We start from the raw sequence: 14,645 nt of genomic DNA, 5'->3' as shown, positions 1-14,645 counted from the left end.
ACACCTCTCTATTCGTCGGCAGCGTCAGATGTGTATAAGAGACAGGTCTTACTCCGTATGATGGCAAATTGAAATCAGGTGTAAAAAGGAAGTATTTCTTTTTGCCGGAGCACTATGGAAAAAATACGAAATAAAAAGAAAAACTAAAAAGAAAAATTTAAAAGAAAAACTAAAAAGAAGAATTTAAAAGAAAAACTAAAAAGAAGAATTTAAAAGAAAAACGGTATCCTCTTCAAATTGAGTGGAAAGCTCAGACTACAATAATCAATGAATTTTGCATTTATAGCAAATGACTCAAAAAGTAGTAGAAAACCACAAGCCAACGCAATAAAATATTCAGTAAAAAGCCAGAAGTTTAATCAAAAAGCCCAAAACCAATAAACTATTAAGTAAGCAACCACAAACTTTACCTGCAATTTTTACCGGATTTGAATTTCTTAACAATCATATTTTTTGCTCAGCTTGTAAAGGTGGAACTATGCCTCATATAATGGAATTACTTGGAAAAACAAGAGTAGTCGTAAAAGACGGGAAAGTCGTCGAAGTCGGAGAGCCTGAAATCAAATGGTGCCCCCTCTTTGCCAAGATGCGCGGAATCCAGAAGATCACCCCCGAAGAAGTCAAGAAGAATATGGAGTTCAGGATCAGCGATTTCGGGATGTTTACGGACAAGCGCCGTCTGGAGCTCGAGGACTTTGTAGGATTTGGAGCATCTGAAGTTATGATGACAGGCCTGAGAAGAGGTTTACTTGACACAACGGTAACCGCCTGTGAAGGCGCAGGAACTGTCATTTCCAACAACCCTACCCTTGTTCAGGGTATGGGCGGCAGGATGTCTGGCCTGGTCGAAACCGAGCCAATCGATGGCATCATAAATGGAATCACAGAACGCGGCGGAATTGTGCTTGACCCTTCAACTGCCGTAATGGACCCAGTTGCCGGAGTGAAAAAGGCAGCTGAACTCGGTTACAAAAAGATCGCAGTAACCGCGGCTTTCGGTGAAACCGCAAAAGAGTTACGGAAGCTTGAAGCCGAACTCGGGCTTGACTTGATAGTAATTGGGGTACATGTTACCGGTTTAACCAGGGAAGGAGCTCAGACTCTGGTCGAAAATTCAGATATCGTAACCAGCTGCGCTTCAAAGTACGTCAGGGACCTGGTAAAGCCCCTCGCTCAGGTTGGAACTGCTGTACCGCTTTTCGCCCTTACCCAGAAAGGAAAAGAACTTGTGATAGAAAGGGCAAAAGATATCAAAAGCCCACTTCTGATCAATACCATGGCTCTGCCTGTACTTCCTGAGCACAAACAGCCAAGGGACATGAAATAAACGGCTCTAAAGCCGTTATTACTTTTTTCTTTACCTTTTTTCTTTACCTTTTTTCTTTACCTTCTTTGCTTTCTCTCTTTACCGTTTTCTTTTCTTTACCTTCTTTGCTTTCTCTCTTTACCGTTTTCTTTTCTTTTCTTTTCTTTACCTTCTTTGCTTTCTCTCTTTACCGATTTTCCTTTTCGTTACCTATTTTCCTCTTCTTTTTCACCTTCCTTTTCCTTTTCTTTACCTATTTTCCTCTTCTTTTTCACCTTCCTTTTCCTCTTTTTTTCGCCTTCATTTTGTCAACAATAAATTCATACGCAGCATTTTCTACGATAAGATTATATTATTCAAAATTTATGGATGTTATGTTTCTGAAAAAGTATTGCTTAAAGTTCCAGGGAAGATGAAATGACTGAAATATCAGGTGACAAAGAGATTAAAAACAAAACTCTTGAAGAGAGAATTATAAGCGAAAAAAACAAGCTTTTGCGTTTTATAAAAGAAAGAAACGATTACATCAGAAATCTGCCTGAAATTGAAAAGAAAGCATTTATCGCGTCAATACAGGAGATAAAGGAAAGTAAAGATAAAATCGAAAGGCTATTGGTGAAGAAAGAACTCAAAAGAGGTATTGACGACCTTCTTTTTTCTTTTGAGGACCTTCCGCTTTTCGGGAAAGAATACTGGTTCATGAAATTCACAGCCGATGACGGGTCCAGGCGCCAGTTTTTTCTCACGTTCGGCAGGAGTGCGGGGGATACCGAGGTCAATGGCAGATATGTAGTAAACAGCAGGATAAAAAATGATAAAACAGACGGGTATTGTGTCTCCTGGGCATATGATGAGATAAAGAAAAACCTCACTGATGACCTGGGGGTCATTGAAGTTAAAGATAAGAGGGTGACCTGCTCCAGCAAAGAGATGAAAGCGGATTTCTATGGGTCATTTCCAAAGTATATGCTTGATATTTCAAGCAATGGCCAGACGGTCTGCTGTTTAGACATAAGAGAGCCGGAGGATAATAATTACAATTCAGAGGTGTCTGAATACTTCAAAGGCTTGTTCGGTTACAGGCTCGCTAACCTGTATTTTGATTTTGAGGGCGTGCTGTTTGAGAAGGATTTCTCCGGAAAGTGCTATGCGCAAAAAGTAATTGTTGTCGGGCCTTTCATCCCCTGGAAATGGTCGAGAATCGTGTTCATGAACGGGTCGATCCTGACCTACTACATCCCGAATATCGAGATTGGTGGATTAGAATACGATATACATAATTCAATGGAATTCTATGATGCAGAGACCAGAAAGATGCACCTATTCAAGAAGGCAAAAGTGTACGAGTACCCTTCAGAAAATGGGAATAAAAGATGGGTCATTACCGCTGAAGAAGGCAAAGTGTTCATGGTCATGAAGAGCTATTGCAAGGAATCTTTCAGCTTTATGAATAACTTTAATTTCAGTTACATAGAGAACCTTGTCGATGTCGTTGATTTCCAGATCGAGACCGAGGATAAGGTCATAACACTAAAGGAAACCGGCAGTGGATTAGGCATGGTTGAAGATACATCAGGATTCGGAATATGAATTCTGATTCCATACCTGAAAAAGCCTGATCCGTATCAACACCATGCCTTTGCCTGTGCTGCCTGAAAACAAGCAGCTGAGGGAACTGAACTAAACAGCTTCTGGAAAACAGGGCCGGATTTTTTACTTTCGCGTATCAGACCCTGCGCACTCACCGGATGCTAAGCATCCGGGCTTTTCCAAATATTTGAAGAGAAATAGATCCCCTAAAAAAAACAGCAACAACTTCTTCCAGTGCTGCTGGAGAAACAACCAGGGGATTTGATTTAAGCGGCTCTAAGGCTGTTATTACTTTTTCCTTTTCTTTTTCCTTTTCCTTTTCCTTTTCCTTTTCTTTTTCCTTTTCCTTTTCCTTTTCCTTTTCCTTTTCCTTTCTTTTCATTTTATTTTTCCGGCTTCTTTTATCCCTTCTTCTGATTCTTACTTCTTTTGAGATCATAAATGAATTATTTTCGACATCATGCGGCTAATCATATAAGTCCCACAGAGGTATCGAGATGACCTAAAGAGTTGTTGCAGTGTACTGGGATGCATCAACTACATTCCAATGCCGATTAAGTATATATCAATAACCTGCCAATAAGAGGTTGTAGGATGAATTCTCCGGAGGAAATCAAACTGCAAAGAAGTAAAAAGTCCAGATGAATAAAAAACCCGAAACAAGGGAAAAAGACAAAATTTGAGTAAAAAGACAAAATCTGAGGGATAAGATATGACTGTAAGAGATGATATTCACGGACAGATTGTTGCAGGCCTTAACGGCGCAAAGTTTCCCATAAACACACCCGGAGAATTGCTCGCTGCATTCCCTGCCGGCGCAGACACCACATGCAGATCAGGTGACCTTGCGGTTACTGCAGGAGACGCAGGCAAATTGCTCACAGCAGCAGACTTCCCATTCAAAGATGCAAAACATGTGGCAGACACAATAGTCGAAAGAGCAGGGCTTTAAGTCCTGCCTTCGTTCTTATTTTTAAGCACGGAAAACACAGACGGGCGGGGAAAACCTCACTACTAACGCTATAACCAAGGAAGACACGGAAAGACTGTAATTATGTAAATTCGTTTTTTCAATTAGTCCGCTTGAGCGAAGCGAAAAGGACCGTGTACTGTTGCGATTACATCGCAACTCCCAGGAAATCTCCGATTTCCTGCAATCCCGAGGCGCAATTCGGGTGGAAAAACACCTTTCCTGGGTAGAGCCTTCCTGACCTTCATCTTTCAATCCCCAAAAAGCAGTTTGATGTTGCCGCTGCTTGAAGACGCTTTTACCCTCAAGGTCACTTCTGACTCGCCGGAGGCATCGTTAACGTAAGCGTGGTCTTCAAGCCTGAAACCGCTTGCTGTAATATCACCTGAAACAGTATCAGCCTCAACGTAAACTCCTACATTCCGGGGCACCCATAAAGTGATATCTCCGGAGCTTACAGCCACCTCCATCAGAGAATCATTACTCCAGTTGCCGGTAAGGTCCACAAAGGCATCCCCGCTGCTCAACTTTATTTCCACAAGGCTAAGTGGACCGTAGTTGCCTGTGAGACCTGCAGTGATATCCCCGCTGCTGGAATCCATAACCACCGCGGAAAGGGAAGGATATTCCCCGGAAAGGTCCAGTAAAGTATTCCCACTGGCCTGAAATATCTCGACCTCTTCCAGCAGAGCCTGATTCCCGGAGAGATCCGCTTTGATATCCCCACTGCTGGAGCCAATATCGAGCATTTTTAGCAGGGAACTGTCCATGTTGAGAGAACAATCCCCGCTGCTCAGCCTGGCCTTCAGGTCCAGGGGAACATCCTCTTTTAGCCGAAGGTCCCACTCGTTTCGGGCACTGCCTCCGGTTATGCCTCCTTGAATTTCTGGCTGCCTAACGATGAGCCTGCCCTGGCCCTCAAGGACATTATACTCAATTTCGGGCTTCCATGCAGCAACGTTGTACCGGAATTCGGCATTCAGAAGTTCATCCTCGCCGCCTGTACCCCCAATTATATTCATCTCGCCGCTATACATCTCGAGTTCAACATCTGCCGACCTCGCACCACCCAGGTCAACTGACCGGGATTCTGTCTGCAATTCTCCGACTTCAACACAGCCGGAGACCAAAAGCACAATTGTCAGGATGAAAAGCAAAAAAGGCTGCAGGATGTTTTTTGAAATATTTCCATGACCCTCGCTTTTCATTCTTTATCCTCCATCTCCATTTCTGGCCTCATTACATAATGAGCCGGGTTTACCGGGAATGCAGCCATTTTACTCTCTTTTAAGCCCGCTTATCAACAATGCTATTCCCAGGATTCCCAGAATTGCCCCCCCGACAACCCTGGCCGTATAATCCGGCATCACCATGAAAACCCATACTGCTATGACCACAAGTATTGCTCCGCCAACAACCTTTCCATTTACCATTGTTTACACCTTCCCCTTAATTTATAATATCGAATATATATAATTGTGAAATAATAAATTCGTTTTCCCTTATGAAATGGGACTTGTACGGAATTAAAAGTCCTGTAAAATGCCGCCCCCAGAATAATAGAGCCCCCCAGGACTACCCTGAGTTCCGGAATCTCCCCGAACAAAAGAAGATAACGATTCTTTTCCCACTAAAATCTCCCGAAGAAATCTCTCGGATAAAAGACCCCAGGGACTTATCTGGCAAGTTATTTAAGCAAATCCGGGGTTTTACCTGTCTTATGTTTCAGGTGAAAAAAGGTGCCCATCTGGCAGTGTTGCTTGGTTGTATTCTCTATGGGATGACAGGCTTATTCCTTGCTAATATTCACAACCTGCCCATAACTTCAATAATATTTTACCGCCTTTTCTTCGGGCTTGCCTTTATTTTCACTTATCTTCTGGCAACGAACAGGCTTGGAGAACTGAAACCTGGAAAAGGGAGAGCTCGTCTTCTCTTACAGGGCATCTTTGTCCTGGTTAACATGTTCTTTTATTTCCTGTGCGTAAAGGAAACCTGTTTTTCCATGGCTATCCTGCTCGAATACACTGCCCCGATCTACGTAATGCTGGCTTCACCTTTTGTTTTGAAAGAAAAGGTCGGGAAGGAGAGCATTGCAGCCCTTTTCCTCGCAATTGCAGGCGTTTATCTGGTGATCCGCCCGGAAAGCGGGTTTGGAACCCTCGAATTTTCCGGCAGCCATTTCATAGGGATCGCATCCGGACTCTTTGCGGGAATGCTCCTTGCAGTTATCATTATGAACGTGCGGGTCCTGAAAAAAGATCATTCCGAATTTGCAATCGCTTTCTGGGGCACTGCAATTAGCTGCCTCCTCATGGCACCTTTTGCTGCAGGGACTTCCATTTCCGTGCTTGTACCCAATATACTTCCTCTAATGGCTTTTGGGATTGTTTCTGTGGGAATTGGCGGGATTCTCACTACCATAGGCTTTGCAAACCTTGAGTCCCAGACAGGAAGCCTGCTTGCCCTTATCGAACCTGTTGCCGGGGTTTTTTTCGACCTGGCGTTTCTCGGGGTTGCCCTTTCAACAGGCCCCCTTACAGGCTGTTTCCTGGTCCTTACTGCAGCTGTAATCGTCAGCCGCCCGAGTTTTACCACCTGAATTGCGCCTCGGGATCGCAGGAGAGTGGCCTTTCCCAAAAAAGCTTGAAATTAAGAGAAAAACCAGCAAGTAAAAACGACTGGGGAAGCCTGTGAGGCAAAACAACGCAGAATTAAATTCTATCTGAAAAATATTATTTTCCGATTCTCTTTTCTATTTTTATTTGAGTTTTTTCTTCTTTGTCTGCAGTTTTTGACGAGCCGCCAGACAGGCTGGATGGCTGGCGGAGGCGCTTATTTTACTGTGAATTGAAAATCGGTTCCCAGGGGAAAGGAAAGTATTATCTCAGCCCCTGGGATATTTCTTAAGTATTTGATCTTTCTTAATTGCAGGATTAGTTTGCCGATTTTGTTTTATCTGGTTGACAGGCCGGCTCAGGCCCAGTGTGGCGCAGGGGGAGAAAACTGAAAGCTTCCAGCTCCGGGCACCGGAATATATCAAAAAATTAATCAAATAGACCCGCAGAGTTCGGAAAAAATATTAATATAAAAAAGGAAGTGAAGTAAAAGGAAACTTACCTTCTGAGGATCATAGACCTCAGGCGGTCAGCTGCACTTGCGGACTTATCAGCAATGCCTCCTACCTTTTCAACAAGCCCCATAAGGTGGCAGACGCCTGCCCCTCCGAGAGCATCTTCATGTTCGAAGATCTTTTTTAGGAGAGCTGTCTCAAGCACATCTACATCATGTTCCAGCCTTTCGACCTGAGGGACGATCTGCATTGTTTCTTTGATTTCTTCCTTGCTGAAAGATGTTGCAAGCAGCTTGTAAAGTTCGCCCACAAGCTCCTCATACAGCCTGGCGGTTTTCAGGGAGGCTGCCATGAGTTCCAGAAAGCCTTCCTTGATTTCATCCGGGAGGTTTTTACAGGGGCGCAGGGTCATCCAGTAAGCTGAAGCCTGGGCAAAATCAGCGATAGAGTCCTGCTGCTTGAGGAAAGAAAGGAGGTCCTTTTTGTTCACCGGCAGCCTGATGGAGGAGGGTATGCTTGCCCTGATTTTCTGTTTGATTTTGTCGGCATCATGTTCCAATATGTCGATTTCTTCAGTCCGCTCATTAAGAAGTACCTGATCTCCTTTGCAATAAGCTTCCATTGCTTCAGAGAGCTTCTCAACTGCAAGCACCCCTTTTTTAGCGTGTATTTCAAGAGGGACGAAGGGAGAGTCTGCGACCACGTCGAGTACGGAACGGATGTAGTCTTTCATAAAAATATCACCTCAAGTCCCACAAAGATTATTGCCGATGTAAGGGCAGCTATGGGGACTGTTGCTATCCAGGAAGAAATAATCTTCCAGATTACGCCCAGGTCAACGGCTGCAAGTCCACCTGCAAGCCCTACGCCAATAACCGAACCTACAAGGGTATGAGTAGTCGAAATCGGGAGAGAGCTATAACTGTGTATCAGAACCACTGAGGCAGTTGCAAACTGTGCGGAAAAGCCGCGTGTTGGGGTAAGTTCCGTGATCTTTGACCCTATGGTTTCGACCACCTTATATCCCCAGGTTGCCATGCCTATTACCATGCCAATGCCACCCATTACAAGCACACTGATAGGGATTTCGCTTCCTGTTACCCCCATCACGTTAAGCGCGGCAGAGAGAGGACCTACAGCGTTTGCGACATCATTTGACCCGTGCGCAAATGCGATATAACAGGCAGTTATGAGCTGTAAGAATATGAATTTTTTCTCAACGGCAGGCATATCTGAAGCCCTGTGAAGATAAAGACTCCTTATTAGAGAAAAGATCAGAAACGCAAGAATAGCTCCAAGAGCCGGAGATATAAACCAGCTAGCAACAATTTTCAGAAGAACAGTCCAGTGAATGTCAGAAAAAGAGATCGTTCCGTTATAAGCTGCAATCAACCCGAAGCCGAGCACGGAACCAACAATTGAATGGCTGGTTGAGACGGGAAGGTTGTAAAAGGTTGCGAGCGTTATCCAAAAACTTGCGGCAAGAATTGCAGCCAGCATCCCCAGCACCACAATATCCGGATGAATGCTGCTGATCATATCAATGGGAACGATCCCTTTTGCAATTGTCGAGGTAACCCGTTTTCCGAAGAACACGGCACCCAGGAATTCAAACACAGCGGCAATGACAATGACCTGCTTGATTGTTAGGGCACCCGTTCCTACTGAAGTCCCCATAGCATTTGCGAGGTCGTTTGCCCCTATGTTCCAGGCCATGTATAAGCCTGCAAGGATAATAGCTATGACAAGTAAATCCATTTTTTCCTTACTCCAGAGATTTTAAACTCCAAAACTACTATAATTGCTATGATGCATGATTGCTATGATGCATAATTGCCAGATTCATAATTGCTAAATGCATGATTGCTATGATGCCTCAGATCTCTTCCACTTTATGCTTGATTTATGGAGTCTACACCTGTTCTCCTTAAATCCATGTATCTTATGGTATTCCAGACCATTTCATTATATTTTATGTTTTCCATATATTTTAGGCCGCTCTATATAATCTATAGATCTATATATGTCTATTATTAATATATCTTAATGTCTCTTTTCGAGTGCGGAGATCCTATTATAAGGGGCCTGACATTTAGTAAATTTATTTTCAATGTAGGCACATGAGTTCGATTTATGTAAATTGCCCTCTCGGGCAGGCGTTTAATTTTTACAAGAAGTTTATTGATTAACCGGGTTTTAAGCCTGGTTGATTTGAGATCTATCTGGCTAGAGATAAATTCAGGAGAAATACCACTGTTCCGAGTATTTTTCGTTAATGATAAACATTAAATACGTAGGTGAGATGATAAAAAATTGAAAATTGAAAAATAATGTCCTTATATCAAATAGCTTCAAAAAAAGGCTGATTAACCCTCTATGTTAGAGAGGTTCCAGCATCTGTGTTGGCGTAAACTCGTGCTTCAGGATACGGTTCTTAAGCATCGTACAGAGTCTTTCTGCCCGCGCCCTGTCTGACTGCCGCAGTGAGATCGGGACAGTTCCTTCTGCCAGTTCTATAGAGCCCAGTCTTGCACGGAATACTCCTTCAGAACACTGGAGTGTACAGGTGCCGCAATTGATACAGAGATCTCTATTGATAACGAAATTATTTGAAATTGCATCCGTAGGACAGGTGCGCATTGCGGCACAATCCGGATGGTGCAGGCACCGTTCTTTTTCGATCCGGATGACCCTGTCGGTGCCTTCCCAGATATGCCCGTAGTTTACTTTTGTATGTGCAGTGCGCCCGTTTACATCCGAGACAGGCAACGGGACATTGTGATCCAGGATTTTTAATCCCGAGAGAGTATCTTCATCAAGGACAGGTATAGGGACTGCAAGGGAGGTCAGGCACTCAGGCCCGTGTGAGGTTTTCATCCCGCCCATCATCGCCGGGTCCATTCCCTTCATATCTGCAAAGGCGGAGACATTCGGTTTATCGGGGCTGGACCTGGTCCCTCTTCCCATAATATAACCGGGTGCACCATTCAAAAGAACTCTTGTACCCACGCCTATTATCCTGCGGGAGGGGTCGTTCTGGAGAGGGTTTATTTCCCCGCACCCTGATACCGTTGCTTCCGTAAAAGGTCCTGTCAGGCCCGTCACAGAAAAAATAGTATTGATTGTGGCCGAAGTGGGGTTTATAAGTGCGTGGTAATTTTTAAACGCAAGCCTTGTGGTAATGATCCTGACATAGTCGATATCATCAAGCGTAACCTGATTTTCATATCTCCTGCCGTGTGCTTCCACGAGGACGTCAATCTCTTTTCCTTTTACAAGGTCCCGGAAAAGGTGTCCTCCGCCATACCGGTCATCTGCATGCGCTGTCCCGTTTATCACAAGGTCCACAACCCCAAGCCGTTCGTTCGGGCAGGGGCCGGGCTGAGCAGGCACACCATTTAGCCAGATGGAGTCTGCCCTCTCAAAACTGCACTTTCCGGCTACAGGGACCATCATAACTGCCATTGTGCCGGACATCACGCCAAATGTTCCGGTCGTGACCACATCCACATCATCGAGAGTTACATTTTTCCCGGCACGTACCATGGACTTGAGTTCGGCAGCAGTTAGAATTATCGCTTCATCACGTGCGATTTTCCTATTAATTTCCTCGATAGTCTTCATAATATCCTTATATCCTCAAGCCGGACGTGGAGTCCTGAAGGTTTTTGAAAACTCATGTTCACAAGGGCAGTATGTGCAATTCCGATCATGCAGTTGCCGGGCAGGAAATACTGGCGGGTCCCGAAGACAGGGGGTTTTCTTACAGTACTTGCAATTCCTTCGAAAGCATGGACATGATACGCCTGGACGTCGTGGACATCTTCTTTTCTTGCGGCCATGGGACCCACAGTATGGCACTCAATTACACCTGTGACCGGGTTTGCACTCAGGACTCTCAAAGCATGATAGACAGGACATCCCGGGCCTGCCGGACGGCCGGTTACGAGGTCTCCTTTTTTGATATCCCATTTTTCCACAAGGTCTGCCCTGAAAGGCACTATAAATTTGCGGGCTGACGGCTCACCCGGAAACGGAAAGAGTACGAAGTCATATTCTCTCCCGACAACGTCTACACCTGAGTAAGTGATATTTCTGGCCTGGATCGCAAGATTTTCCCGGCTCAAAATGTTCCCTGGGCTCAAAATGTTATCCGGACTCAAGATATTGTTTTTACTGTAGAAAGGACACAGTTCCAGCTCTGCTAATCCGGCTTCAAGCCGGCCAACAAAGTCAGAACAGGTCTGGGAACCGCAGGCCCCACAGTTTTTACCCGGGGGATTCCATTCAATCACTATCAGTCACCTCTATACAGGGGTTCTGGCATATCCAGTGGCCGGATGACTCCAAAGTGGTTTTTCCACCCAATCTCTTTTTTACCGATACAAATCGTACATACGCCAAGAGGAGGGGAGCCTCTGAGCATGATAGGATCTTGCCCTATTTCCGGTTGATTGACAATTCTTCGCATCAGGTATCTGAGCCCGGTTCCCTGAATAGCATTTGTCTCTACAATGTCAATATCCGGGACAACTTTTCTGATGCTTTCTCTGAAGACCTCTTTTTCTGCCTGTGAGACAAGGTCGGTTTTCGTAACAACTGCCACATCTGCAAGAGCGAGTAGAGGTGCCATTTTGAAAGGTGAGTTTGTGCCTGAGATCGAGCTGACAACTGCAATCCCGAGAGAATGTGTTGTGTAAGGAGTACACCTGAGACAGAGACCTGCACTTTCAATTATCAGGATATTTCTTGAAAGGCTCTCCGCCCAGTGCAATGCGTCATCAAGGACGAGAATTCCCATATGGTCAGGACATACATCTCCGGAATATACCTTTTTGACAGGAATGCCAAACTCTTCTGCAAGTTCCTCATCTTCTGTTGCATGCACAACGTCAATTTTGAGAAAGGCAGGAAGTGAGCCTTCAGGCAGGTTCTTTATAATCTGGCGAATTACAGCAGTTTTTCCTCCGCTGGGAGGGCCTGCGATTATGAGGAGTTTCATCTGCAGATCACACCCTGTTCAACTGAAATCCCTGTTCAACCGCAGCTATTAAAACTTCTGAAGAACCGGATGAAGAACCGGAAGAAGAATCTGAGGAAAAGGAGGCTCCCAACCTGAGTTGTTCTCTGATCTGGTGGAGTCTGTCTTCAATTACGGCAAGGTCTTCAATAAGGTCCTGCTCCTGTCCTGTCGGTTCGATCACAGAGGAAACTCCTCCATACCTCATTACGATACGCCTGCCGGCTGTAAGAGCCAGGTAAGGGTCGTGTGTTACAAGGATAACAGCCTTGTTTCCTCTCTGGAGAGACTGGATAACACGGTCTTTGAAGATCCCTGCATTCTCAATCTCATCAAGAAGAAGTATCGGAGTGTCGCCGATTACAAGTGCATCTGCAATCATAAGAGACCGGGTCTGGCCCCCGGATAAACCGCTCATCCGGCTTTTAAGGCTGATCTCTTCTCCGGTAAATGTATTTGCAAGATTTATTGTCTCATCGAGTAAATCGTCCCTGCCGGGTCTCCGTGCTCTTATATGCATAAGCAGGAATTCTTCGACTGAAAGGTCCGCCAGACAGCGTGTATTCTGGGTAATCAGGGAAATAGGTTTGAAGGCTGGCTCCCGTACGAAGGCCTCGGGAGGTTCTTCCCCATTGATGAGAATCCTTCGACCTGTTATGGTATCCCCCTGTGCAAGATTTTCAATATCATTGATTAAAGCCGATTTTCCCGAACCTGTCGGACCCACTATTGACAGGGTGTCCCCGGGTCTGATCTCTATCCTGTCAAACCCTTCCTGTTCTCCAAGTCTGTTCCGTCCAGATTCTATGGTAAGAGTAAATTGCTGTGTCATGTACTCAACCATTCCTATCTTAATTTTATAAACCTTTCCGTAAATTATGAAATTTTATCCCATTATGCCCAAATCATAAAAAAATATACCCATATTAGGATAATAAATAGAGTAAAGTGGAAAGAATATACTAATTAGAAACGATGAATCAACTAATTCGAACCTGTGCATCTCCTCAAGAATTGCCTGAAGAGCTGGTTGATGAGCTGTCATTACATGAGTGCGGATAAAAAGAGGGCTGAGACCTCAAGTTTATTAACCCGGGTAGGTTAACAATTGTGAACACCGGTATAGTAACAATTGTGAACATATATAGGTTGCGATACATCCCATCTGACAGGAAAAAGTAATCAGATTCGAAATTCTTGAACTACAAGCCGGTTCAGGGAAAATCGGTTGATACTATGCCGGGCGGAGCAAACCGAATGGGTTTTCCGTTTATTCTTTGCAGCGCCGCACGCCCTTCACCCATCGCGCATTAATAGATAAAAATGAAAACATCAGATGTGCCTGGAATTCCTATCCAAAATTATTATCCATGCAGCCGGACACGTCCAGAGGATCTGAATACTATGAAAAAAGTCCTCCACAGGGTCCGAGAGATACTTTACTAAATCCCAAGACCATTTTGAAACCCACAGGTAAATATAGGACGCTCCCGCCAGCTTGCCTGGCGGTCGGTTGAAAAAGAAGAAAAATAGATAAAAAAGACTGAAAAAAAGTATTTTTCAGGTAGAATTTTACTTGCTGGTTTTAGTTGCTATCTTATCGGCTTACCGGCCATTTCTACCTGTTAGTTTCTTACAGGCTTTCCCAGTCGTTTTTACTTGCTGGTTTTCTCTTTTTTTACGATTTTGGGAAAGGCCGCTCTCCTGCGTCGAGCGTGACAAAAACGACCCGGTACAGTGAATAAGGTTGTATGGGGCAGAGAAATCGTAATTTAGCCCTCTTGAGTGAAGATCAATGCTAAAAACCATAAGTTAGTCCGCTTGAGCGAGCGAAGTTAACTGCTACAATCCATAAATTAGCCCTCTTGAGCAAAGCGAAAAGGGTAGCGTACTGCAGAGCCGCAACTCTGCTGAAACGGACCGCGTACTGTTGCGATTACATCGCAACTCGGGCTTTACTCCAGTTTTGCCCTTGCGGATTCTACTGCAGTTTCGCTAACAATTTTACCGGCAAAAACATCAGCAAGAACTTCAAGTTCATCCTCTGAATGGTTTTTTGTGAAAGTCATAAGTGATAGCTGCCTCAATACAGGAGTTTTGTTATTATGCCGAATGTGCCATACTTCATGGGCAAGTACGGCTTTTAATTCCGAATCATCCATCAGTTCAAGCATCCCCAATGATAAAAAAATGCTTTTTCCAGAGGCAAAAGCCCCTGGTACTGCTGAATCGTAATAATACACCTTTGCTCCTTCGGTTAAATTATTCACAAATGCCTGGGGCCAGTCCATGATGTCTGTAATCGGCTGGGCGCCGTGTCTTCTGATCAGGATTTTGTAATACACTCTTGGCAGGAGCATAATAATTACAGTTGAAAGAATGACATAGGCGGTATAGATTTCGATTGTCAGCATTTGACTGCACTGCATAGCGGAAACAATTGTGCCTATAACCGAGACCATGAATAACTGTGCAGCAATGAACGAAGAAATCCTGAGAACCGGTTTTCTGGCTTTAAGATAAAACGTGAAAAGCAGTAAAGCCAGAAATGCCTGTATCCCTATTAATGGCAAAAGGTCAGAACCGGTGATGCACGTTATATAACAGTCAATTTCTTGCGTTATGGAGAACATATCCTCCTGTCTCTTATACACATCTCCGAGCCCACGAGACGGACTCCTATCTC

At 44.5% G+C, this 14,645-nt stretch carries 13 protein-coding genes; 4 read left to right on the top strand and 9 right to left on the bottom strand.

The features are described 5' to 3' along the window. The first annotated feature begins 478 nt into the window (after positions 1 to 478). A complete protein-coding gene (locus EO95_RS05335) occupies positions 479 to 1,327 on the top strand; it encodes a methanogenesis marker 8 protein (protein ID WP_048132844.1) in 849 nt (282 codons plus the stop codon). A 396-nt stretch (positions 1,328 to 1,723) separates the two neighbouring features. Then, entirely contained in the window at positions 1,724 to 2,896 is a 1,173-nt protein-coding gene (locus tag EO95_RS05330) for a hypothetical protein (protein WP_235282879.1), read from the top strand. A gap of 151 nt (positions 2,897 to 3,047) precedes the next feature. On the opposite strand, the gene EO95_RS05325 is transcribed toward EO95_RS05330, so the two are convergent. Continuing rightward, positions 3,048 to 3,278, bottom strand: coding sequence for a hypothetical protein (locus tag EO95_RS05325; RefSeq protein WP_156163985.1), 231 nt, complete (start codon positions 3,276 to 3,278; stop codon positions 3,048 to 3,050). Between the two features lie 330 nt (positions 3,279 to 3,608). Here EO95_RS05325 and EO95_RS05320 point away from each other — a divergent pair, with 330 nt between their 5' ends. Next, positions 3,609 to 3,848 carry an MTH865 family protein gene (locus EO95_RS05320; RefSeq protein ID WP_048132840.1) on the top strand — a complete coding sequence of 80 codons (240 nt, stop codon included), beginning with the start codon at positions 3,609 to 3,611 and terminating at the stop codon, positions 3,846 to 3,848. Between the two features lie 269 nt (positions 3,849 to 4,117). Here EO95_RS05320 and EO95_RS05315 read toward each other — a convergent pair whose 3' ends face one another. Both EO95_RS05315 and EO95_RS17475 read right to left on the bottom strand, forming a co-directional pair. Next, entirely contained in the window at positions 4,118 to 5,074 is a 957-nt protein-coding gene (locus EO95_RS05315; protein ID WP_048132838.1) for a DUF4097 family beta strand repeat-containing protein, read from the bottom strand. A 69-nt stretch (positions 5,075 to 5,143) separates the two neighbouring features. Then, positions 5,144 to 5,299 (bottom strand): hypothetical protein, encoded by a 156-nt coding sequence (locus EO95_RS17475; RefSeq protein ID WP_156161343.1) that lies wholly within the window; start codon positions 5,297 to 5,299, stop codon positions 5,144 to 5,146. 71 nt (positions 5,300 to 5,370) lie between these two features. Here EO95_RS17475 and EO95_RS05310 point away from each other — a divergent pair, with 71 nt between their 5' ends. After that, entirely contained in the window at positions 5,371 to 6,468 is a 1,098-nt protein-coding gene (locus EO95_RS05310) for a DMT family transporter (protein ID WP_235282878.1), read from the top strand. A gap of 514 nt (positions 6,469 to 6,982) precedes the next feature. Here EO95_RS05310 and EO95_RS05305 read toward each other — a convergent pair. From EO95_RS05305 to EO95_RS05280, 6 genes are all read right to left on the bottom strand, one after another. Next, complete coding sequence (locus EO95_RS05305; protein ID WP_048132836.1) at positions 6,983 to 7,672, bottom strand: TIGR00153 family protein; 690 nt, start codon at positions 7,670 to 7,672, stop codon at positions 6,983 to 6,985. Next, positions 7,669 to 8,697, bottom strand: a complete 1,029-nt coding sequence (locus tag EO95_RS05300) for an inorganic phosphate transporter (RefSeq protein ID WP_048132834.1) — start codon at positions 8,695 to 8,697, stop codon at positions 7,669 to 7,671. Before EO95_RS05300 ends, EO95_RS05305 begins: the two co-directional genes overlap by 4 nt. Before the next feature lie 621 nt (positions 8,698 to 9,318). Continuing rightward, positions 9,319 to 10,563 carry a methanogenesis marker 16 metalloprotein gene (locus EO95_RS05295; RefSeq protein ID WP_048132832.1) on the bottom strand — a complete coding sequence of 415 codons (1,245 nt, stop codon included), beginning with the start codon at positions 10,561 to 10,563 and terminating at the stop codon, positions 9,319 to 9,321. Continuing rightward, the gene (locus EO95_RS05290) at positions 10,560 to 11,234 is read right to left on the bottom strand and encodes a (Fe-S)-binding protein (RefSeq protein ID WP_200895002.1); all 675 of its coding nucleotides are present in this window, start codon (positions 11,232 to 11,234) and stop codon (positions 10,560 to 10,562) included. The genes EO95_RS05295 and EO95_RS05290 overlap by 4 nt, the downstream gene beginning before the upstream one ends. A gap of 2 nt (positions 11,235 to 11,236) precedes the next feature. After that, positions 11,237 to 11,941, bottom strand: a complete 705-nt coding sequence (locus EO95_RS05285; protein ID WP_048132830.1) for a GTP-binding protein — start codon at positions 11,939 to 11,941, stop codon at positions 11,237 to 11,239. A gap of 7 nt (positions 11,942 to 11,948) precedes the next feature. Further along, positions 11,949 to 12,791 carry an ATP-binding cassette domain-containing protein gene (locus EO95_RS05280; RefSeq protein WP_156163986.1) on the bottom strand — a complete coding sequence of 281 codons (843 nt, stop codon included), beginning with the start codon at positions 12,789 to 12,791 and terminating at the stop codon, positions 11,949 to 11,951. Positions 12,792 to 14,645: the final 1,854 nt, after the last annotated feature.

Origin of the sequence: Methanosarcina sp. 1.H.T.1A.1, assembly GCF_000979295.1 — an archaeon.
Taxonomy (GTDB): Archaea; Halobacteriota; Methanosarcinia; order Methanosarcinales; family Methanosarcinaceae; genus Methanosarcina.
The sequence above is the reverse complement of the archived record's forward strand: the minus strand, read 5'-3'. Positions and strand labels throughout refer to the sequence as shown.

Bases quoted from the DNA above. Each gene is read 5' to 3' on its own strand.
- EO95_RS05305 (WP_048132836.1), bottom strand. From the start codon at position 7,672: ATGAAAGACTACATCCGTTCCGTACTCGACGTGGTCGCAGACTCTCCC.
- EO95_RS05310 (WP_235282878.1), top strand. From the start codon at position 5,371: ATGAAATGGGACTTGTACGGAATTAAAAGTCCTGTAAAATGCCGCCCC.
- EO95_RS05300 (WP_048132834.1), bottom strand. From the start codon at position 8,697: ATGGATTTACTTGTCATAGCTATTATCCTTGCAGGCTTATACATGGCC.
- EO95_RS05330 (WP_235282879.1), top strand. From the start codon at position 1,724: ATGACTGAAATATCAGGTGACAAAGAGATTAAAAACAAAACTCTTGAA.
- EO95_RS05315 (WP_048132838.1), bottom strand. From the start codon at position 5,074: ATGAAAAGCGAGGGTCATGGAAATATTTCAAAAAACATCCTGCAGCCT.
- EO95_RS05280 (WP_156163986.1), bottom strand. From the start codon at position 12,791: ATGACACAGCAATTTACTCTTACCATAGAATCTGGACGGAACAGACTT.
- EO95_RS05295 (WP_048132832.1), bottom strand. From the start codon at position 10,563: ATGAAGACTATCGAGGAAATTAATAGGAAAATCGCACGTGATGAAGCG.
- EO95_RS05335 (WP_048132844.1), top strand. From the start codon at position 479: ATGCCTCATATAATGGAATTACTTGGAAAAACAAGAGTAGTCGTAAAA.
- EO95_RS05325 (WP_156163985.1), bottom strand. From the start codon at position 3,278: ATGAAAAGAAAGGAAAAGGAAAAGGAAAAGGAAAAGGAAAAGGAAAAA.
- EO95_RS17475 (WP_156161343.1), bottom strand. From the start codon at position 5,299: ATGGTAAATGGAAAGGTTGTTGGCGGAGCAATACTTGTGGTCATAGCA.
- EO95_RS05320 (WP_048132840.1), top strand. From the start codon at position 3,609: ATGACTGTAAGAGATGATATTCACGGACAGATTGTTGCAGGCCTTAAC.
- EO95_RS05285 (WP_048132830.1), bottom strand. From the start codon at position 11,941: ATGAAACTCCTCATAATCGCAGGCCCTCCCAGCGGAGGAAAAACTGCT.